This window comes from uncultured Pontibacter sp., assembly GCF_947492645.1.
Classification (GTDB): domain Bacteria; phylum Bacteroidota; class Bacteroidia; order Cytophagales; family Hymenobacteraceae; genus Pontibacter.
The window spans coordinates 384,117-406,023 of record NZ_CANLMZ010000008.1 but is presented as its reverse complement, the minus strand read 5'-3'; the positions used below and the strand labels follow the sequence as shown (position 1 = coordinate 406,023).

General features: G+C 47.1%; 14 protein-coding genes. 9 read left to right on the top strand and 5 right to left on the bottom strand.

Going from position 1 to position 21,907, the window contains the following annotated elements:
• Positions 1-40: 40 nt before the first annotated feature.
• Both Q1A23_RS12200 and Q1A23_RS12195 read right to left on the bottom strand, forming a co-directional pair.
• Complete coding sequence (locus Q1A23_RS12200) at positions 41-1,198, bottom strand: DUF5009 domain-containing protein (protein WP_299824379.1); 1,158 nt, start codon at positions 1,196-1,198, stop codon at positions 41-43.
• A 123-nt stretch (positions 1,199-1,321) separates the two neighbouring features.
• Positions 1,322-4,372, bottom strand: a complete 3,051-nt coding sequence (locus Q1A23_RS12195; protein ID WP_363322049.1) for a glycoside hydrolase family 3 N-terminal domain-containing protein — start codon at positions 4,370-4,372, stop codon at positions 1,322-1,324.
• A gap of 250 nt (positions 4,373-4,622) precedes the next feature.
• Between Q1A23_RS12195 and Q1A23_RS12190 the strand changes: the two genes are divergently transcribed.
• The 7 genes from Q1A23_RS12190 to Q1A23_RS12160 all read left to right on the top strand — a co-directional run bounded on the left by Q1A23_RS12190 (position 4,623) and on the right by Q1A23_RS12160 (position 15,156).
• Positions 4,623-5,570, top strand: coding sequence for an N-acetylmuramoyl-L-alanine amidase (locus tag Q1A23_RS12190; protein ID WP_299823743.1), 948 nt, complete (start codon positions 4,623-4,625; stop codon positions 5,568-5,570).
• 69 nt (positions 5,571-5,639) lie between these two features.
• On the top strand, positions 5,640-7,559 hold the full coding sequence (nagB, locus tag Q1A23_RS12185; RefSeq protein ID WP_299823741.1) for a glucosamine-6-phosphate deaminase: 1,920 nt from the start codon (positions 5,640-5,642) through the stop codon (positions 7,557-7,559).
• A 144-nt stretch (positions 7,560-7,703) separates the two neighbouring features.
• On the top strand, positions 7,704-10,031 hold the full coding sequence (locus Q1A23_RS12180; RefSeq protein ID WP_299823739.1) for a glycoside hydrolase family 20 protein: 2,328 nt from the start codon (positions 7,704-7,706) through the stop codon (positions 10,029-10,031).
• 235 nt (positions 10,032-10,266) lie between these two features.
• Entirely contained in the window at positions 10,267-11,421 is a 1,155-nt protein-coding gene (locus tag Q1A23_RS12175; protein WP_299823737.1) for an aldose epimerase family protein, read from the top strand.
• A gap of 137 nt (positions 11,422-11,558) precedes the next feature.
• On the top strand, positions 11,559-12,059 hold the full coding sequence (locus tag Q1A23_RS12170) for an ankyrin repeat domain-containing protein (protein ID WP_299823735.1): 501 nt from the start codon (positions 11,559-11,561) through the stop codon (positions 12,057-12,059).
• A 422-nt stretch (positions 12,060-12,481) separates the two neighbouring features.
• Positions 12,482-14,002, top strand: a complete 1,521-nt coding sequence (locus tag Q1A23_RS12165; RefSeq protein ID WP_299823733.1) for a malate:quinone oxidoreductase — start codon at positions 12,482-12,484, stop codon at positions 14,000-14,002.
• 230 nt (positions 14,003-14,232) lie between these two features.
• Positions 14,233-15,156: a kelch repeat-containing protein gene (locus Q1A23_RS12160; protein ID WP_299823732.1), complete on the top strand. Its 924-nt coding sequence runs from the start codon at positions 14,233-14,235 to the stop codon at positions 15,154-15,156.
• Between the two features lie 196 nt (positions 15,157-15,352).
• Here the strand turns inward: Q1A23_RS12160 and Q1A23_RS12155 are convergent, their stop codons facing one another.
• Positions 15,353-15,745, bottom strand: a complete 393-nt coding sequence (locus Q1A23_RS12155) for a hypothetical protein (protein WP_299823730.1) — start codon at positions 15,743-15,745, stop codon at positions 15,353-15,355.
• A gap of 206 nt (positions 15,746-15,951) precedes the next feature.
• Complete coding sequence (locus Q1A23_RS12150) at positions 15,952-16,203, bottom strand: hypothetical protein (protein WP_299823728.1); 252 nt, start codon at positions 16,201-16,203, stop codon at positions 15,952-15,954.
• Positions 16,204-16,912: 709 nt separating this feature from the next.
• Here Q1A23_RS12150 and Q1A23_RS12145 point away from each other — a divergent pair.
• On the top strand, positions 16,913-17,299 hold the full coding sequence (locus Q1A23_RS12145) for a hypothetical protein (protein ID WP_299823726.1): 387 nt from the start codon (positions 16,913-16,915) through the stop codon (positions 17,297-17,299).
• On the opposite strand, the gene Q1A23_RS12140 is transcribed toward Q1A23_RS12145, so the two are convergent.
• Complete coding sequence (locus Q1A23_RS12140; protein ID WP_299823724.1) at positions 17,292-17,534, bottom strand: hypothetical protein; 243 nt, start codon at positions 17,532-17,534, stop codon at positions 17,292-17,294. The genes Q1A23_RS12145 and Q1A23_RS12140 overlap by 8 nt on opposite strands.
• 4 nt (positions 17,535-17,538) lie before the next feature.
• On the opposite strand from Q1A23_RS12140, the gene Q1A23_RS12135 reads away from it, so the two are divergent.
• A complete protein-coding gene (locus Q1A23_RS12135; protein WP_299823722.1) occupies positions 17,539-21,906 on the top strand; it encodes a CusA/CzcA family heavy metal efflux RND transporter in 4,368 nt (1,455 codons plus the stop codon).
• Position 21,907: the final 1 nt, after the last annotated feature.

Sequence of the window (21,907 nt, the reverse complement as noted above, 5' to 3'; positions counted from 1 at the left end):
AACAAAAGAAAGCAGGCTTTAGAAAAAAGCAAGGTAGTTGCTATACTTTAACGTATATTTTGTTCTTATCCATCCAGAAGCCCACCAGCCACATTACCAGCATATACGAAAGTGCAAAAAGCAGCGAGGCTGTTTTACCCTCAGACCAAGAAAGGAAGAGATGGTCATAAATCCATTTCTGTAGACTTACATCGCCAATTCTGATAAAGCTGAGCAACTTGATAACCAGCGTTGCCAGGGCAAAAATAAACAACGGGTTCTTACCGAATGCCTCGAAAAAGAAGGTCCATTTTACCAGCCCGGCAATTTCGATGATCAATATAAGCCCGCTAAGTATAAGCACACTAAGGCCTACCGAGTGCAGTACGTAAGAGCTCGTCCAGAGTGGTTTGTTTATCGGGAAGCTTGTGTCCCAGAGCAAGGCAAGTATAACCAGTACGCCACCCACTAAAGCCAGCTTGATAACGGTGTTCAGGTTATTGCCATTTTTCTGGATAAATATACCTGCAAAATAACCTGCTATTACATTTACAGTAGCAGGCAAGGTGCTCAGCAATCCTTCGGGGTCAAACGGAATGCCGAAGCCTTTGTACAGGTTTTGATCAGGTATAAGCAGGCTGTCGAATTTTAAGGCAGCATTTCCTTCCAGGCTGTAAGGGTCGTTAGGGTTGCCAAAGAAGTACATGATAGCCCAGTAGGAGAGAAGCGCCACTATACTAAAAATGGCTGCGCCTTTATACTTAAGGTAATGCACCACCAGCGATGCGATAAAGTAGCAAAGTGCAATGCGTTGCAGCACACCCATAATGCGCACGGCAGTAAAGTCCTTCAATACAATTTCGCCATCCAAACGAGTTACAAAAGGAAACAAAGTAAGGAACAAGCCGATCAGGAAAATGAGCGCCGTCCTCTTAAATACCTTCTTCAGGAAAACGCTGTCGGGTTGCAGGCTGAACTTGCGCAAGCTGAAGCTCATGGCATTGCCCACCACAAACAGGAACGATGGGAAAACCAGGTCAGTAACGGTGAAGCCGTGCCAGGCGGCGTGCTTAAAAGGAGCGTAAATACTTCCCCAACTGCCGGGGTTGTTTACAACTACCATCAAGGCAATTGTCATACCTCTCAAAACATCAAGTGAGAGATATCTTTCTGAGGCATTGTCTTTAAGCAGGCCAGCCTCAGTTGTTTCACGTACCATAGCGGTTTTGTTCATTTGGGGGTTAATTAGTAGGCGTAAACAAAAAACATAGTTGTCATTTTGTACTAGTGGCGTTATCGTAACATAAAAAGGCCGCCCCGTTTTACCAGAGCGGCCTTATACTTATTGAGAAACGGCTGTTGTGTCAGCTTTAACTTTTTTAGCGTTATCAAGGGCGTCGTATACTACCTGCATCACTTTGGTGCGGGTGTTTAGTCTGCTTAGTTTCGGATTTTCGCGCGTTGGGTTTACACGGTTCGATAAAAACACATAAACTAAATTGTTTACAGGGTCTATCCAGGTGTAGGTGCCGGTAAAGCCGGAGTGGCCAAAGCTAACAGCCGGTGCCGATGGCGCTGCGTTGCTGTTCTCAGCGCCTGGTTTAGATGGCCTGTCAAAGCCAAGGGCGCGGTAGTTGCCTTCGTCGCAGAACTGGCATTTGCTAAACTCACTAACTGCGTTGCCGCCAATGTAGGTTCTGTTTGCAAAGGTGCCGTCGTTCAAGTATAACTGCATTAGCTTAGCCAAGTCGTTGGCATTGCCAAATAAACCTGCATGGCCGCTTACACCACCTAGCATGGCCGCACCCTCGTCGTGTACTGTAGTGTGCAGCAACTGCCCTCTGAAATGCGCTTCATACTCTGTTGGCACGATCTGCGATGGGGCGTAATGCTTGTAAGGGTTAAACGTAAGCGAGGTAGCGCCGATTGGCTTGTAAATGTTCTCCTTTAAATAAGACTCAAATTCCTGGCCTGTAATGTTCTCCACTACCTTTGGGGCAAGTATAAACGAGAGGTCGCTGTACACATAGCCTGGTTTTGCGTTTAGCGGCGAATCGGCAATTTCCTTATACATTTTGTCTGCATACTTGCGGTGGATGTACAGGTTGTTCGCTACTTTGATCGGGAAGCGCGCCGAAGAGTCAGCTTTAAAAGTGCCCCACTTAAATTTGCCGTTTTTCTTAACAGTTTGCTGCCAGAAAGGTATCCATGCTTTTAGGCCGGCCTGGTGTGTAAGTATGTCTCTATACTTCAGGTTTTCCTTGTTAGAGCCTTGCATCATGGGTAAGTAAGACCCAAGGGTATGGTCTACATCAAAACGGCCTTCTCCTTTTAACTTCATTAAAGCAGCCAGCGAGGTAGAGATTTTCGTGACAGATGCCAGATCGTATAGGTCGGTGTTTTTAACGGCTGTCTCGTTGTCGTAGGTATGGTAACCGAAAGCTTTCTGGTAGATTACTTTTCCGTCTTTGGCAACTAACACTTGCGCACCTGGTGTCGCTTTCTCACGGATAGCCTCTGCTACCAGCGAGTCGATGCCTGCAAAGTCGCTTGTTTTCAGGCCAACAGCCTCCGGCGAAGTATAAGCCAGGCGCAGATTGCCTGTTGTGCTCAGGCCGTCTCCAATTCTGAATGCATTTGAAACCGTAACCGGCAATTTTCCTTTAGCGCCAACGCCACCGAATATAATCTGAGAAGCGACATCCTGTGCCAGCGCATTTTCCTGGTAGGCAGTAAGTACAGCATGCGCCTTATCTACGCTCTCAAGGTTAGCCAGGCTGTACACATTGCCAAATACACTTACTACAGTCGGCTGCGTACGAATCAGGTCTTTCAGGAACAGGTTCATTTCGGAGGTGATGCCGAAGTTGCTGCTGCCAGCCTTTAAGTTTAGTTTATGCACACCGGCAATTACCAGGTTATACTTTGCCAGTTGCTCTTTTAGTTTTTGCAGCTCTGCAAGCGTGGCTGTCGGCTTCAGGAAAAATGTGTCTACTTTAGTGTAGCGTGCCAGGCCTCTCTGGAAATCGGTTTCCTTGTCTGTGCCTATGGCTAATGCTGCTACTCTTAAAGTATCCAGCGTTTGGATGGGCAGTATGTTTTGCTTGTTGCGCAGCAGCGTGATTGACGACTCCATTAGCTGGCGGTTCAGGTATTCTGCGTGCGGGTTGTTCAGGTCGGCAATCAGGTTTTCAGTTTCTATTGGTTGCCATTTGTTCAGTCCCATCCAAAGTTTAGCAGCCAACACTTTGCGTACCCGTGCATCAATTTCTGCTTGGGTAATTTCCTTGTTCATGATGGCTTTCTTTACTTCTGAGATGGTTGTTTTTACATCCATCGTATTCAGCATCACATCATTGCCAGCCAATAAGGCTTTTACATCTACTACTCCGGGTGGGTAAAACTTGGCTACACCCTGCATGTTTAGTGCATCGGTAAACACCAGCCCTTTATAGTTTAGCTCCTTCTTTAGCAGGTCAGATACTATAGACTTGGAAAGGGTGGAGGCCAGGTTTGGTGTGTTGTCCAGCACCGGTATGTTCATGTGCGCCACCATTACACTACCCAAGCCGTTTTGCATCAGCTGGCGGAATGGGTAAAGTTCGGTAGAGTCTAATCGTAGGCGGGAAAAGTGTATAACCGGTAAGCCGTAGTGCGAGTCAACGTTGGTATCGCCGTGGCCCGGAAAGTGCTTGGCGCTTGCCAGCACGTGATTGTCCTGCATGCCTTTCATGTAGGCAATGGATTTGCGCGCCACGTTATACTTGTCTTCGCCGAAAGAGCGGAAACCGATCACCGGGTTATTTGCATTGTTGTTGATATCCACGGTAGGCGCAAAGTTAATTTGTATGCCCATGCGCTTGCATTGGCGGGCAATCTCTGCACCCATCTCGTAAAGCAGTTTTTCGTCGGTTATGCCGCCCATGGTCATCTGGTAAGGGAAGCGGGTCGTGCTATCCAGGCGCATGCCCAGTCCCCACTCTCCGTCTATACTTACCATCAACGGCACTTTTGTTTCCTGCTGATAGCGGTTGGTCATTTTTGCCTGGCGCACCGGGCCGCCCTGGAAAAAGATCAGGCCACCAACTTTGTAGGTTTTGATCAGGTTGCTGATAGAGTCGATATGCGCCTGGTTCTTGTTGGAGTATACCGGTATCATGATCAGCTGGGCGATGCGCTCTTCTGGCGTTAGCCTTTTCATCACAGAATCTACCCAGCGCGACTGTAAACCAGCCAGGAAAGCAGGGTCTTTAGCCGGGTCGAAAGCTGGCGCAGCAGTCTTCGGATCAGTTGTTTTGCGGATTTTTGAGGTTTTTGACTGCGCCTGCACGTAATTACAGCAGAGCAGGGCCAATAGTAAAAGCGACAGATACGAGAAAAATTGTTTTTTCAAAGCAACGGTTATCTTAAAATGGATTGATATACTGCAATATAACATAAATTACATAATCGTATTTTTATTTGCAGGATTTTTTTTAATTCCCGCAAAAAAAAGCAATATTGAGGTGCTATTAGAGGGGATTGGTTTAGAGCAGGCAAGGTAGCAAGCTAATTACTGAAAAGAAAGCACTATATAAGCCGCCTTAAGCGTGTTTGTACAATGTTTGAATTCGACATAAAATTTGTAATATTTATACTTGCGAATGTTTAAGCAAATGAAGCTAAGTGCTTTAAAATTTTCTCTTATACTAGCCTCGGGCTTTCTAATGGCCTCGTGTGCGGTAAACCCGTATGCATCCACAAACAAACTTTATAAGAAGCAGGCAAAAGCTTACGGAAAATCGTTGTGGGCTGTGCCACAGGTTAACCCCGAAGAAGTTGCCTATCCGCAAGGCGATTACTGGGTTGGCGCAACTAATTTTAACATGCGGAAACCAAATTATGTAATCATCCATCATACGGCCCAAAACTCTACAGAGCATACCCTGAAAACTTTTACCACAAAAGCCACCCAGGTAAGTGCGCATTACGTTATCGGCCGCGACGGCAAAGTATACCAGATGCTGAACGACCATTTGCGGGCATGGCATGGCGGTGCAAGTAAGTGGGGAAATAATACTGACATCAATTCATCATCGATAGGCATAGAGTTGGATAACAACGGAGCTGAGCCTTTTGCAGAAGCGCAGATCAACAGCTTACTGGGTGTGCTGGAAATGCTTAAAAAGAAACACGGTATTCCTGCTGCCAACTTTATAGGTCACTCAGATATTGCGCCATCCCGTAAAGTAGACCCTAATCCGACATTCCCGTGGCAGAAGTTGTCGCAAAGTGGCTTTGGGCTGTGGTACGATGCGGATGTGCTGGATAGCGTGGTAGTGGCAAAAAACTATGCCGACTCGGTTGCAACCGGTAAAGTAGACACAACTTTGCTGCAACAGGAGGTGCTTGTGTTGCAGCAGGAGCCAAAATACAAAGTGCCCGATACCTTTAACCCACAGGACGCGCTACGCATTATTGGCTACGACACACGTAACATGGAAGCCGCCATTAAAGCCTTTAAGCTGCATTTTATACAAACAGAGGTAAATGCAGAACTGACTGAAAAAGACAAACAAATACTTTACAACTTGTACCAAAAATGCCTGTAAGCGCACCTGTGCAAGTATAGATACAACAGAAAGAATTAGTATAAATAGAATTACTGCAAACAGAAAACTATGGCTCGATTAAATCTTCTTGAGGAAACACGTTTTGAGAAGCTTCCAACCACCATTTACCCGGATCAGAAACAAGCCTCTGTTAAAGTGGCGCAGCGTATTGCCGACCTGATCAGGAAAAAACAGCAGAACAACGAGATGGCTGTGTTGGGGCTTGCTACCGGTGCTACGCCGGTAGGAGTTTATGCAGAGCTGGTGCGTTTGCACAAAGAGGAAAACCTTAGCTTCAGCAACGTAATCACGTTTAACCTGGACGAATACTATCCTATGCAGCCAACAGCTGTGCAGAGTTACGTAACGTTCATGAACGAAAACCTCTTCGATCACATCGATATAAAGAAGGAGAACATACATATACCGGATGGTACCTTGCCGCTGGAGGAAATTCATGAGTTCTGCCTGGAGTATGAGCGCAAAATAGAAGCACTTGGCGGGCTTGACCTTCAGATTTTAGGTATAGGCCGTACAGGACACATCGGTTTTAACGAGCCTGGTTCTGCACCAAACTCTGGTACACGCCTGGTAACGCTGGATGACCTGACCCGCCGCGATGCCTCCCGTGACTTTGGTGGTAAAGAGAACGTGCCGCGAAAGGCCATTACTATGGGTATAGGTACCATCTTTAAAGCCCGCGAAATTATACTGATGGCCTGGAGCGGTAAGAAAGCGCCTATCATTAAAAAAGCGGTGGAAGGCGAGATCTCTTCGGATGTGCCGGCTACCTACCTGCAGCTTTCCGATAACGTGGAGTTTGTGCTGGATGTAGACGCCGCCTCTGAACTGACCCGCTTTAACACGCCATGGCTGGTAAAAGACTGCGTTTGGGACGATATGCTGATTAAAAAAGCAGTTATCTGGCTTTCCCATAAAGTTAAAAAGCCAATCCTGAAGCTTACCGAAGAAGATTACAACAACAACGGCATGGCGCAGCTGGCAACCGAAAAAGGACCGGCTTACAACATCAATATCGATATCTTTAACAAACTGCAGCGCACCATTACCGGCTGGCCGGGAGGTAAGCCAGGCGCAGACGATAAACAAAGACCAGAGCGCGCCGAGCCGGCCCGTAAGCAGGTGGTTATCTTCTCGCCGCACCCGGATGATGACGTGATTTCGATGGGAGGTACTTTTATCCGTTTGGTAGACCAGGGGCACGATGTGCACGTGGCGTACCAGACCTCTGGTAACACAGCCGTTTGGGACGACGATGTGCTGCGCTACATGGAATTTGCCATCGACTTTAACAAAAGTATAGGCAAGGAGACTAACCAGCTGGAGGCTATTTACAAAGATATGCGCGGCTTTATTGCCCAGAAACAGCCAAACCAACTCGACCCGAAAGAAATACGCGATGTGAAAGCCTTTATTCGTAAGAGCGAGGCCATATCAGGAGCACGTTATGCAGGCCTGGCAGATGATCATATTCACTTTATGGCGCTGCCCTTTTACGAAACAGGTAAAACAGTTAAGAACCCGGTAACAGAGCTGGACGTGAACCTGACCATCGAACTGCTACAGAAGATAAAGCCGCAACAGGTTTTTGCCGCCGGCGATTTTGCCGATCCGCATGGTACACACATCGTTTGCTTCAGAATTATAGAGGAGGCGCTGAGAAGGTTGCGTGCAACAGAAGAGTGGGCGAAAGATTGCTGGCTGTGGATGTACCGTGGCGCGTGGCACGAGTTTGAAACCCACGAAATTGAAATGGCTGTACCGCTGTCGCCGCAGGAAGTGGAGCGTAAGCGCTTTGCCATCTTTAAGCACCAGTCGCAGAAAGACCGCCCTGTTTTCCCGGGAGACGATGAGCGTGAGTTCTGGGTGAGAGCAGAAGAAAGAACCCGCGAAACTGCCAAGATCTACGACAACCTTGGCCTGGCAGACTACGAGGCGATGGAAGCCTTCGTTAAATGGAAATTTTAAGTTACTTATAAACGGTGAGTGATACTTTCTTGTGTGGCGCTGCAGGTATACTTTTTATACTTGCGTGCCATACCTGAAGGTTGACTTCCATTTGTCTTTTATCTTTCTGAAACGATAAGAGCAGCACCCTTACAGTATAAAAGTATGAGCATCAGAACCAAACTAGTTGCCTTTGCCCTAAGCATTGCCGCTACATTTGCTACCTTACCCTTTGCTACTGCACAAACTGTTTCGCTTATTCCGGAGCCGGTGCAGCTAACCATGCAGCAAGGCAGCTTTGCCATCACCAAAGACACCAGGATTTATGTGGATGGCAAAAATGATGAGCTGAAAAAAATAGGACAAGGGCTGGCACAGCAAATACAGAAAGTTACAGGCGTGCTGCCGGCGCTAGAGCAAAAAAGCCCTAAAAGCAAAGCTAAAAACCTGATATACCTCACGCTGCAAGGTGCCAGCGACACCTTGGGTGCAGAAGGCTATACGCTGCAAGTAAAACCCTCACGCATTACACTAGCTGCCAACAAGGCCAACGGTATTTTTCTGGGTACGCAAACCATGCGTCAGTTAATGCCAGCCAAGGCAACTGCTGCTGCTGTAACAATACCGGCTTTAAGTATAGTAGATAAACCTGTATACGAGTGGCGTGGCATGCACCTGGATGTTGTGCGTCATTTTTACCCGGTAGAAGATGTAAAAAGATACATCGATTACCTGGCGATGCACAAGTTTAACACTTTTCACTGGCACCTGACCGACGACCAGGGCTGGCGCATCCAGATCAAGAAGCATCCGAAACTGACGGAAGTGGGCGCATGGCGCGACAGCACCCTGATTGGCCATTACTGGGACCTGCCACAGACCTTTAAGAACGAACGCCACGGTGGTTTTTATACCCAGGAGCAAATCAAAGAGGTTGTAAAGTATGCCCAGGAACGCTACATAAATGTGGTGCCCGAGATAGAAATGCCTGGCCACGCGCTTGCGGCATTAACGGCTTATCCGGAATTGTCATGTACTGGCGGGCCGCACAGCGTAGAGGCTAAATGGGGTATTTTCCCTGATATTTTCTGCGCAGGCAACGAGCAGACCTTCGCTTTCCTGGAGGATGTGCTTACTGAGGTGATGGAGCTTTTCCCGAGTAAAATTATTCACGTGGGTGGAGACGAAGCCCCGAAAACCCGTTGGAAAGTATGCCCTAAATGCCAGAAGCGCATAGCTGACGAAGGCCTGAAGGATGAGTATGAGCTGCAAAGCTACTTTGTGCAGCGCATGGAGAAGTTTGTTAACAAGCATGGCCGCATTATCATTGGATGGGACGAAATACTGGAAGGCGGACTTGCGCCAAATGCATATGTTATGTCGTGGCGCGGCACAAAAGGCGGCATTGCGGCAGCAAAAGCAAAGCATAACGTGGTGATGACGCCAGGCACCCCTTTATACTTTGACTACTACCAGGGAGAGCGTGAACTGGAGCCGATTTCTATTCACGGTTACAACCCTCTTGAGAAAGTATACAACTTCGAACCAATGCCGGCAGAGCTGTCAGCAGAAGAGAGCAAGTACATACTTGGAGCACAAGCCAACCTCTGGACAGAGTACATCTCCACATTCTCGCATATAGAGTACATGGTAATGCCCCGCATGGCCGCTTTATCGGAGGTGCTATGGACACCGGCTGGGAAAAAAGAGTGGGATAGTTTTAAAAACCGCATGCAGCAGCAGTATAAACGATACGATGCCATGGGGATAAACTATGCGAAAAGTGCATTTAACGTAAGGCAAAACCTGCAGGTAGATACAGCAAATTCAAGCGTGCTGGTGAGCTTTATGAACGAGGCAGCCAATACCAAAATACATTATACGCTTGATGGATCTGAGCCAACCACGGCATCGCCTGTTTATACTAAACCTCTTACACTAAATGAAACAGCCACAATAAAGGCAGCCTCTTTTGTTGATGGAAAGCAGATAGGAAAGGTAAGCACTAAAACTTTTGATGCTCATAAAGCCTTTTCAAAGTCGGTTAACTTGAGTACGCCCGCACACGCCAGCTACGCGAATAAAGCTAAGTTGATTGATGGCTTGAAGGGATCTACGGACCAAACTGACGGCCATTGGACAGGCTTTTTAGGAACGGATATGGAAGTGGTGCTGGACCTGGAAGAAGTGAAACCGGTAACTAAAATCAGCTCCTCCTTTATGCAGAACATCGGTTACCGTATTTTCCTGCCGAAGCAAATAGAGTATGCAGTTTCAGAAGACGGCAAAAACTATAAAACAGTTAAAGTTATCTCTAACCCAGACCCTACTGCACAAGAAGGCATACTTACCCGTGAGTTTGGAGCGGCCATACCTGCTACCAAGGCCAGGTTCGTGAAAATAAAAGCTGTTAACGTGGGCGTTAGTCCGAAGAAATACCCGTCTGCAGGACAGAAAACCTGGCTTTTTGCTGATGAATTAAAAGTAGAGTAAGTATAAAAAGTACACAAAAGTATGGCCGAAGTTGATCTGTGCAGGATTGGCTTCGGCCATACCTTTTTTGTACCTGGAATACGGCTAGCTTCTGTAACCAAAACACAAGATATAGCGATTGACGCATGAGGTGAGGCTACAGGCAATTAAATTGAGCAAGTAAATGCAAGCGCCTTTGCAATGCCACCTGTTAGCCTGGTATCCGTTAATAGTATAGCCTTGTACAAAATAAGCTATGGGAAGATACATCTTTTGGGTTATTGCCTTGCTTCTACTTTCGGGGAGCTTTAGTGGCTGCGGCAGCAATTACAAAAACGCATCAGAAACATCAGGACAAACAGAAATGAGCATTCAGAAAGAACCCTTCGGCACGGCACCAACAGGCGAAAAAGTATGGCTTTATACATTGAAAAACGCCAAAGGCATGCAGGTGCAACTCACGAATTATGGCGCTATTGTTACCTCAATTATTACACCGGATAAGTATGGAAAATACGGAGACGTGGCTTTGGGCTTTAAGGATGTGAGCGGCTACATCCCTAACGAACCTCATATTGGAGGTATTATAGGCCGTTTTGCCAACCGCATTGCCAACGGAAAATTTACGCTTGCCGGCAATGAATATACGCTGGCTAAAAACGATGCGCCCAACCACTTGCATGGCGGCAATATTGGGTTTGATAGAGTAGTATGGCAGGCCGAAGCACTCCCGAAACAAAATGCTGTTAGGCTAACCTATAAGAGCCAGCACCTGGAAGAGGGATACCCGGGCAACCTGGCAGTTGCAGTAACTTATTATCTGACAGAGGGTAATGCCTTAAAGATAAACTATGAGGCGACTACCGACATGGCAACGCCTGTAAACCTGACAAACCACAGTTATTTTAATTTAAGTGCAGGCCAGGAGCCGGATATCCTTAAACACATCGTGCAGCTAAACGCAGATACGTATACAGCCACAGATAGCTTGCTCATCCCGACAGGTGAGTTTATACCTGTTAAAGGCACACCCTATGATTTTACCACGCCGCATCCTGTTGGTGCGCGCATTAACAACTTACAAGGGTACGGCTACGACTTAAACTATGTGATAAATAATGGCGGAAATAACCTGACGCATGCTGCAACGGTGTATGAGGCAAGCACAGGCCGTGTATTGGAAGTACATACTACCCAGCCGGGGATACAGCTTTACACGGGCTATCACTTAAAAGGAGACTTAACAGGAAAAAGCGGGATAAAGTATAAACGCTACGCCGGCTTGTGCCTAGAAGCCCAACACTTTCCTGATTCCCCAAACCAGCCCAATTTTCCATCAACTATCCTACAACCAGGAGAAAGGTACCAGGAGACGACCATCTATACGTTTAAAGTACGCGAAGAGAAGTGAGCTTCGGGCACAAGAGGCTAAACGGTTGAGCACTTAAGGTATGGCCGCGCGGGTTAAACAAAAGATGAAAAATTTTAGCAGCCATTTAGGACGTTAATTCGTAACAAATGCAGAACCTAACCTAAAGCACCCGAATCATGACCTTTTACTCGACAAGCCCAGAGCACCTGCTTTTTGACGCCGCCAGAAACGGAGATACGGATTACCTGAAACAAAGAATTGCCGAGGGGGCAGATCTTGGCATAACCAATGGCAGAGGCTTTACGCCCTTAACTATTGCCAGCTATGATGGCCACCTGGAGGCTACACGTTTGCTGTTAGAGGCTGGCGCTGATCCAAATGCGCAGGATAGCGGCGGCAACACAGCTTTAATGGGCGTAAGTTTTAAAGGCTACCCTGAAATAGCGGAGTTGTTGATAGCGCATGGGGCAGAGCTTAATGCCCAAAATGGCAACGGGGGTACCGCACTTATGTTTGCAACACTATTTGGCCGCAACGAACTCGTGAAATTACTTCTGAAGTATGGTGCCGATACAACTGTCAGGGATGTACGCGGCTATACTGCAGTAGACCTGGCGCACCAGCAAGGCAATCAAGATGCGCTTTCTTTATTTCAGAGTAAGCAAGCAAACGCCTGAGCAGACACAAAACTACAAACGATTAAACGGATAAAAGGACTAACTCCGGTTAGAAGGATGATTAGCTCACAACCGTGTAAGTATGTATAGGGAGCGTTGGCAATTTTGCCATCATTCCCTTTTTTTATGGGCCACAGTTGCCAAAGGTATTTTCATACTTGAGAGGCGTAAAGCGCTTCTTCTGCTGCTGCTTAAGCAGCCCGCAAAGTATAAATCGGAACGTGATTATTTGCAGTGATACAAGCTTCTGCAAATAAAATCTGGCCTGATTCTTTGCCTTCTGTTTTAATAAAGCCTTAATAAGAATGCCTTTTTTGTAGCCCTGTAGCTGGCAAGTAAGTATACTACTGTACTGTATATCGATTGCTGCCGCCAAACCTGTTTTTGGGTAGCAGCAATGCTAAATTAAAGTGAACTAGATCATGTTTATAAAAAAGAACCTTAATCATAGTGGCCCTGATGTTGTTTTAATTGGTGCCGGCATAATGAGCGCGACACTTGGGGTGCTACTAAAGCAACTGGAACCCGACCTTACAATCGAGATTTACGAAAGGCTGGATAAGGCAGCGGCCGAGAGTTCGGATGCCTGGAACAATGCTGGTACAGGGCACGCTGCCTTTTGTGAACTTAATTATACTCCTGAGCTGCCTAACGGCAAAATTGATGTCTCTAAAGCTGTCCGGATTGCGGAGTCTTTTGATGTGTCGCGGCAGTTGTGGGCTTACCTGGTGGGTAACGACCTGGTAAAGCTTCCGTTGAATTTTATTAAAAGTATACCGCACATGAGTTTTGTGTGGGGAGAGAATAACGTGTCTTTTTTACGGAAGCGATACGAAGCGCTGCAGGAGTGCCACCTGTTTAAGGGAATGCTGTACTCTGAAGATCCGGAGCAGCTAAAGCAATGGATGCCCCTTGTGATGAATGGCCGGAACGCACAGGAAAAAATGGCTGCCACTTACATGCCGATCGGTACAGATGTAAACTTCGGAGCCCTTACAAGAAGTATGTTTAGCTACCTGCAGCAGCAGCCGGGGGTATCGATGTACTTTGGGCATGAGGTGCGTAAGCTGCGGCAGAAAAGTGACGCAAGGTGGCGTTTAAAAATTAGAAATGTAGCTACAGGCGAGAAGAAAAAAGTTTACGCTGGCTTTGTGTTTATTGGTGCCGGAGGTGGTGCACTTCCTTTACTTATGAAATCCGGTATACCGGAGGGCAAAGGGTATGGTGGTTTCCCGGTAAGTGGCCAATGGCTTAAATGTATCAACCCCAAAGTTATCGAACAGCACCACGCAAAAGTATACGGTAAAGCAGCCGTAGGGTCGCCACCGATGTCTGTGCCACACCTGGATACGCGCTTTATCAACGAAAAAAGAGAATTGCTTTTTGGCCCCTATGCCGGTTTTACCACACGGTTTCTGAAGCAAGGCTCATTGCTGGACCTCCCGCTATCTGTAAAAGTAAACAACCTGCGGCCTATGGTGGCGGCAGGGATCAAAAACATACCGCTTACCAAGTACCTTATTAACCAGGTGCGGCAATCGCCAGCCGACAGAATGATCGCCTTACGAGATTATGTACCCGAGGCCAAGCCTGAGGATTGGGTGCTGGAGCATGCGGGCAAGCGTGTGCAGGTAATTAAAAAGGACCCGGACCAAATTGGTGTGCTAGAGTTTGGCACAGAGGTAGTAAGCGCAGAAGATGGTTCGCTGGCAGCATTATTGGGAGCCTCTCCGGGAGCATCCACGGCAGTATCTATCATGCTTGGCTTGTTGCATAAATGCTTTAATGCTAAAGTGAGCACAGAGGAGTGGCAAACAAAACTGAAACAAATGATTCCGTCTTACGGGCAGTCGCTGGCAGACGATGAATTGCTTTTAAAAGAAGTAAGAGCCTGGACTTCAGAAGTGCTGGACCTGGTAACGCTAGAGCAAACACGTAGCTAGCACTATTATAAACACACAAGCCTTCCCTATTGGATTTGCTGAACGGCAAGGCCAATAGGGAAGGCTTGTGCTTGATAGTGGCCCACGCCTGTGCTACATTTGTATAGTTGTTCCTGCCATAAACGGAGTAGGGGCTTAGTTTGCCTGCTCTTTATGAGGCTTTCTCGGGTGCAAAACAGCACTATTACATAGCATGGCAGCAGGAAATCTATCAAATTAATTTAAATTAAATGAAGTACAGTTTACTTTTCCTGGCATTCGTGCTGATAAGTACAGGGGTGTTTGCCCAGCTTAAATTTGAACCTGCAGCACCTATGAAGTCTGCACGCGGTGCCATTGCAAGTGCAGCCGATACCAGTTTTATTTATGTAGCCAATGGCTATTCTAAAACATCAGGGGCCACCTCTGAAATAGAAAAGTATGATTTCGCTCGCAATACCTGGTCTGTATTAACTGCTAAAAGCATAGCTAAAAGATTTGCATCAGCTGCAATTGCAGGGGGCAGCCTGTATGTGTTTAACGGTTACGACGCACACAACCACCTGAATAAGAAGGTGGAGATGGTTAACCTGCAAACCGGCGCCATACAACAGCTTGCCGAAAATAACCCCTTACCCGTTGCAAGTAGTGGCATAAGTGTTTGGGACGATATGATTTATACTTTTGGAGGTGCTCTAAATACTTCCGGAAGCTATTCTGATAAACTTTTTAAGTTTGACCCTGCCACCAATTTATGGACGGAATTGGCTAGTATGCCTGAGGCAAAAGAAACGAAAGGTGCCATCGTGGATGGTAACCTGTATGTGTTTGGCGGCTTCAATGGCAAGCAATCCCGCAGAATAGACAAGTATGACATTCAGCAGAACACCTGGTCGCACATCGGGGACATGCCCGTTGGCGTGTCTGCAAACTCCATTGCTGTTAGCGGTTCAAAAATTTATATTGTAGGCGATTATACTAACCAGAAACTGCTTGCCTGTTTTGATGTGAACACCTTTACGCTAACTCCACTACAAACTAATATTACTGGGCGCAGGCATGCAGCAAGCCATGTAGTTGATGGTAAGCTATACGTGATAGGAGGTAACCAGCAAACACCTATTTCCAGCTCGTTAGCAACCGTGGAAGTGGCAGAGGTTCTGGAGTTAAATTGATATAGTTGCCAGGTAAAAGTATAAAGTACAGGTTAATTCTGGTTCTATGTTTTTAGTCCTAAAAAAAGCGAGGCGCTGGTAAACCAACGCCTCGCTTTTTTGAATCCAAAGTTGTGATTAATTAATCAGGCACATCAACTCTGAGCGGCAAGGCCTTATGCCAAAGTTTGTTAAAGATAAAGTAGGTATACGTTCCTTAAGAATTGAGCCACTCTAAGGCATCATTCAAATTATTGAAATTGCGCATTTCAAACTTATCCTTCAGCGCGTCTGCAGCCTTATTGGCAGCTACTTCGCGGCTTCCTTCGCCAATTGTGAGTCTGGCAAACTTTTGTAAACGAGTAGTCCTGAGGTCTAAGACAAGTTGCTCCACAATGGCATTGTAAGTCTCGTCAGCTAATGATAAAACAGATTTAGTTGAGTCGGCTAATACTTTTTTAACATCATAGTTTCTGATGGTACCCAGCAACTCGCTTAGTATAAACTGCAGTTCAGGAACAGATTCTTCATCGATATTAGGCCACTCCACCCATAGCACATCTGTTGCTGGGTTATACTCCAACTTAATAAATTTATTGGGAATGATCATTTTTAAGTTACGCCTTTCGTTTGTATCGTGCAAAGATAAACTTTCTTACTTATCATTGGTTAGATGAAAATTAATTCGGGAGCGGGTAAGCTTTAAAGCAAGAAGTACTGCTTTTTGTTTGCAAAGCTTCTGGTAAAACCAACCTTTAGCGGCAAAGCAGCAAGAACCGATGAGTTATACTTTCCCCTGAAGTACCACAGAGGAGCCTACTTTCTGCGCCTCTGGCAGTAGTTGCTTATGGCTTTTCTTTTGCGGGTATAATATCCGGTTGTTTTCTTTAGGCTTCTGAATAGCTTTTTTTCGTGCGGGTCTGTGTGCGGTATATGGCAGATAGGGCATACCGGTGTGTTTATGTGTTCCTGCAATTCAGCCATGCCGTCTTCCATTTGCTTTAAGCAAGCAACAATGGCAAGCGTTCCCAATATTCCGATAAGCGTAAGTATAGATGTGATGATCATTTTTAAGCGTACTTAGGTTAAATAAATTCGCGGCTACCTTGTAAAGGCGGCACTTCAACAGGTACACTTCCCGGCGCAGAAACAAAGGGAAGCGTATTTTCTCAACATACTTTCTGAGGAGCCCCTCAGTTAAGCAGACACAGCGGATCCTTCAACAGCATCGTAAAGTATAACACAGCTCAAATCTGATATAAGGTGTATACTTAAATAGAAACACAATTTGTGGTGTCGTAATAGAACGATGCAGGTATTTGATAAAACTAATAGAGCGCTTTATTTATTGCTTAAGTTAAAACTTTTTTAGCGATATAACGTAAGGCTGTCATTTTTAAATTTTGAAAGTTGCAGCCAGAAACTAATGTTAACAAGGTGTTTGTTTTATTAAGTTGCTGATATGTAATTATTTGTGGTCATGTTTAAAGTAGAGCAGGTACATGCGGTCTACGAATGAGGATTTTATGTAAAGCTGGATAAAAACGTTGAGTACTATTTAAATGCTTTGTTTTTAAATAGTACATTATTTAGGATTATGTGATTTTCCTGTGATGGCAAAGAAGAAGCTTTTGAAGCTTGGCCGCCACTTTAAAGTATAAAAGCCTTGTAAATGCTACCTATACTAAGTGGCATCCGGTAATCAGTAAAGTTCTGAAATAAATTTTGCCTTTATCCCTTAGGCTACTTAAGTTTGCTTTACCAACTAAGCACAACCTTGAAAGGCAGAGTCATTTTCTTTACAGTATTCATCTTCATAGGCTCCCTGTTGCCTAACTCTGACCTGCATGAGCTTTCTAAGATACCCACGCTTTTACAGCACTACCAACAGCACCGCCAAAGTGCCAATTGGCAGCTAAGCTTTAGCGATTTCCTAAAGATGCACTATGCCTGTTCTGCAGAGCAGCAAACAGCAGGAGAACATGACAGTCTTCCGTTTAAGCAAATGGGTAACTCTGCCTACGATTATTTTGTGAGTACCCCTGTGGTGCAGCACCCGACGGACTTTATAGAGCAAATGCCTCTTGTGTTAACGCACCACTTACATACAGCGCCGTCTAATCTTTTTGATGGCTCTATCTGGCAGCCGCCACAATTCATCTAACCTCATACTTACCAGAACCAGGTTTCAGGGGCTTTGGCTTTATAATAAAGCTACAGCTGGAATGCCGCAGTTGGTTATATGATAGCCTGATCACGCCATACTTTATGGATGGGTTATAAAGCCTGTTTCTAAAGTATAAACCTGGTTCTTCTTCATTTAAAATATGCTTTTCTCTTACCCGGAGTTTATACTTTGGCGTGTAGAGAGTTGCTGTCGCATCAGGTTTAAATACCATTACCATGCTTAGTAAGATCATCCATTTTTCCATCAAGAATAAATTAATCATTGGGCTGATGACCCTGGCACTTATCTGCTGGGGAGCCTACAATGTGACCAAACTGCCCATCGATGCCGTGCCTGATATCACGAATAACCAGGTGCAGGTTATCACGGTGTCGCCTTCGCTGGGGGCGCAGGAGGTAGAGCGGCTTATCTCTTTTCCGGTAGAGCTTTCGGTAGCCAGCATTCCGGATATCATCGAGATCAGGTCTTTTTCCCGCTTTGGCCTCTCGTTGGTTACGGTGGTGTTTGAAGAAGACACCGACATATACTGGGCCAGGCAACAGATAACCGAAAAACTGAAAGAAGCCGAAGACCAGATACCAGCTGGTGCCGGTGTTCCCTTTTTAGCTCCCGTTTCTACGGGCCTGGGCGAGATTTACCAGTACGAACTGCACCCCGAAAAAGGCTACGAACACAAGTATGATGCGACCGAACTGCGCACCATTCAGGATTGGATTGTGCGCCGGCAGTTGCTGGGTACGCCCGGTGTGGCCGAGGTAAGCAGCTTTGGCGGCAACCTGAAGCAGTACGAAGTAGCGCTGGACCCGGATAAGCTCCGGGGCATGGGCATCACCATAACCGAGGTGTTTGATGCGCTGGAAAACAATAACGCCAATGCCGGTGGCGCCTACATCGAAAAAGACCCCAATGCATACTTTATCCGCACCGAAGGCCTTGTTAAAAGTATAGAAGATATTGGCCGCATTGTGGTAAAAGATGCCCGTTCTGGTGCTCCTGTCCTGATACGTGATGTGGCGGAGGTGCGCGAAGGATCTGCCATCCGCTACGGTGCCATGGTAAAAGACGGTGCCGAAGTAGCAGGCGGCATTGTGATGATGCTGAAAGGGGAGAACTCCTCCAAAGTGATCCAATCGGTAAAAGATAAGATAGCTGAAATTCAGAAAACGCTGCCGGAAGGAGTGGTTATTGAACCGTTCCTGGATCGTACCAAACTTGTAAATCGTGCCATCAGTACCGTAGAAAAAAACCTGGCTGAGGGTGCCCTGATCGTAGTATTTGTGCTGGTGCTGCTGCTGGGTAATCTGCGGGCAGGCTTACTGGTAGCCTCTGTAATTCCGCTCTCGATGCTGTTTGCCATCTCGCTGATGAACGTGTTTGGCGTAAGCGGCAACCTGATGAGCCTGGGTGCGCTGGACTTTGGTTTGATTGTGGACGGTGCCGTGATCATCGTGGAAAGTGTGATCCATAGAATACAGATGAGCAAGCATCACCATGTTGGCATAAAAGTGTTGAGCCGTGAAGAAATGGACGAGGAAGTACATGGTTCTGCCAGCAAAATGATGGGCTTTGCCTCGTTCGGTCAAATCATTATACTTATAGTATACCTGCCTATACTTGCGCTGGTGGGCATAGAGGGCAAGATGTTCAAGCCGATGGCCCAAACCGTTGCCTTTGCCATACTAGGTGCTTTCCTGCTGTCGCTTACTTATGTGCCGATGATGGCCTCGGTGGTGTTAAGCCGCAAAACAACGCACAAAGAGAACATCTCAGACCGCATTATGAAGGCCATTAACAGGGCCTACCAGCCGCTGCTGAACTTTGCGCTTCAGGCAAAGGCTCTGGTTTTAATTATAGCAGTTGGCTTGTTTACCTTATCTATCTTCTTGTTCACACGCATGGGCGGTGAGTTTATTCCATCCCTGGACGAAGGCGACTTTGCCATCGAAACCCGTGTACTTACCGGCAGCTCATTAAACGAAACCATTGAGGTGGTAAGCAAGGCCTCGGGTATACTTAAAAAGGAGTTTCCGGAGGTGGAGAAAGTGGTTACCAAAATCGGATCGGCAGAAGTGCCTACAGAGCCTAACCCTGTGGAACTGGGCGATATGATCGTTGTACTGAAGGATAAGGACGAGTGGACCAGCGCAAGCAGCCGCGAAGAACTGGCCGATAAAATGTCGGCTATACTTCACGAGCACCTGCCGCAAGCTTCTTTTGGGGTGCAGCAGCCGATACAGATGCGCTTTAACGAACTAATGACCGGCGCACGCCAGGATGTGGTAGTGAAGATCTACGGAGAAGACCTGGACTCGCTGGCGATCTATGCTGAAAAGCTTGGCAATTTGGTGCAACCAGTAGAAGGTGCCGAGGATTTATACATCGAGAAAATGACAGGTCTGCCGCAGATCATGGTGGAGTATAACCGCGAGATGCTGGCACGTTACGGCCTAAGTATAAACGTGGTAAACCGAACCATTACCGCTGCTTTTGCCGGCGAAGAAGCAGGGCAAGTATACGAAGGTGAAAAGCGTTTCGACCTGGTGGTGCGCCTGGACAAGCAGAACCGCCGCGACATTACCGATGTAGAGAATCTTTTCGTGAGCAACGCAGCCGGTTACCAGATTCCGCTGAACCAGCTGGCCACAGTAGAGATGAAGGACGGGCCGAACCAGATACAGCGCGATGGTACTCGCCGCAGGATTTCAGTTGGCTTTAACGTGCGCAACCGCGACGTGCAAAGTATAGTGAACGAGATACAGACCAAGGTAGATAATGAGCTGCATTTACCAGCTGGTTATTCGGTTACTTATGGCGGCCAGTTCCAGAACCTGATCGAGGCAACTAACAGACTTTCAGTAGCTGTGCCGCTGGCATTGCTGCTGATCTTTACCTTGCTGTTTTTTGCCTTTAAATCTGTGAAGCAGTCCATTATCATTTTCACGGCCATTCCGCTTTCGGCTATTGGTGGTGTGTTTGCATTGCTGCTTCGCGATATGCCGTTCAGTATATCCGCAGGAGTAGGCTTTATTGCCCTTTTTGGTGTGGCAGTATTAAATGGCATCGTGATGATCGGGCACTTTAACCAGCTAAAGGAGGGCGGCCTGAAAGACATCGAAGAGATTATCCGCAAAGGTACAGCTGCCCGCTTAAGGCCCATTATCATGACGGCTACGGTAGCCTCGCTTGGTTTCCTGCCGATGGCGCTTTCTAACTCGGCAGGTGCGGAGGTGCAGAAGCCCTTGGCCACGGTGGTAATTGGTGGCCTGGTATCCGCTACGCTGTTGACGCTGGTGGTGCTGCCCATTATTTACTACTTCTCCGAAACAGGTTTAAGAAAGCTCAAGCCGGCTAAAGTAGCAGCAACATTGCTTATACTTTTAACTCCGTTTGCAGCCTTTGCCCAGGCACCGCAACCACAGCCAATGAGCCTGGAGCAGGTACAGCAGCTTGCCCGCGAGAACAATCAGCTTATCCGGAAAGGAGAGCTGAATGTGGAGATGCGCGGAGCCATGAAGAAAACAGCGGTAGATTTGCCAAAGACAGATGTGACCTACTCGCAGGGCCAACTGAATACGCCGCTAACAGATAACCGGGTGGATGTGCGCCAGAGTATACCTTTTCCGACGGTTTGGGGGGCGCAGGGCAAACTATTAAGCGAGCAGAAGGAGCTAAGTATGCGCCAGCTGCAGCTTCAGCAGCGGGACTTGGATTACCAGGTGCAGCAGGTATATAGCCGCCTGTCATACTTACACGAGGTAACCCACCTGCTGCAGCGCCAGGACAGCATTTTTAAAACGCTGGAGCATGCGGCAGAGGTTAAGCTCCGGACAGGGGAGAGCGGCATACTGGAGAAAACAACCGCCGAAACGCAACGGTTGGAAATTGCTGATCGCCTGCGCCAGAACGACGCTGCCATTGCTGCAGAACAGGCAAGATTAAACGCATTGGTGCAGGCCCCTCAACCCTTGTCCATTATGCCTGAAAGACTGCAACCAGCAACAGCAGCAACCCAGCAACTGCTCGACAGCCTAAACCACCCCTACCTGAAAGTATACCAACAGCAGGTAAATGTAGCGGAGCGTGAAAAACAACTGGAGAAAAACAAACTAGCCCCGGATCTGACTTTTGGCTACTTCAACCAATCTTTTGCCGGTACAATGGAAGTAAATGGAGAAACCAGGACTTATACTAAATCTGACCGCTTTTCCGGCTTTGAGGCTGGTGTATCGGTGCCATTGGTATTTGGGGCACAGCAGGCGCGAGTGAAAGCCGCAAGTATAAATAAGCAGATGGCCGAGGCCGAGCTAAAGAATCAACAGGCACAACTGGAAAATGACTGGAATGCAGCCCTTGCCAATTACGAACGACTGGCAAAGAGCCTCGACTTTTATCAGCAGAAGGTGCTGCCCAATGCAAAACTAGGCATAACGCAAGCCGACAAAGCCTACCGAAGCGGCGAAGCCGGTTACCTGAACTACCTGCAGGCCGCTGACCAACAACTGCGTGTGCAGCAAAACTACCTGCAACTGCTGCTGGAGTACCAGCTGGCCATCTATCAACTTAACTACCTCGGAGGAAAATAAT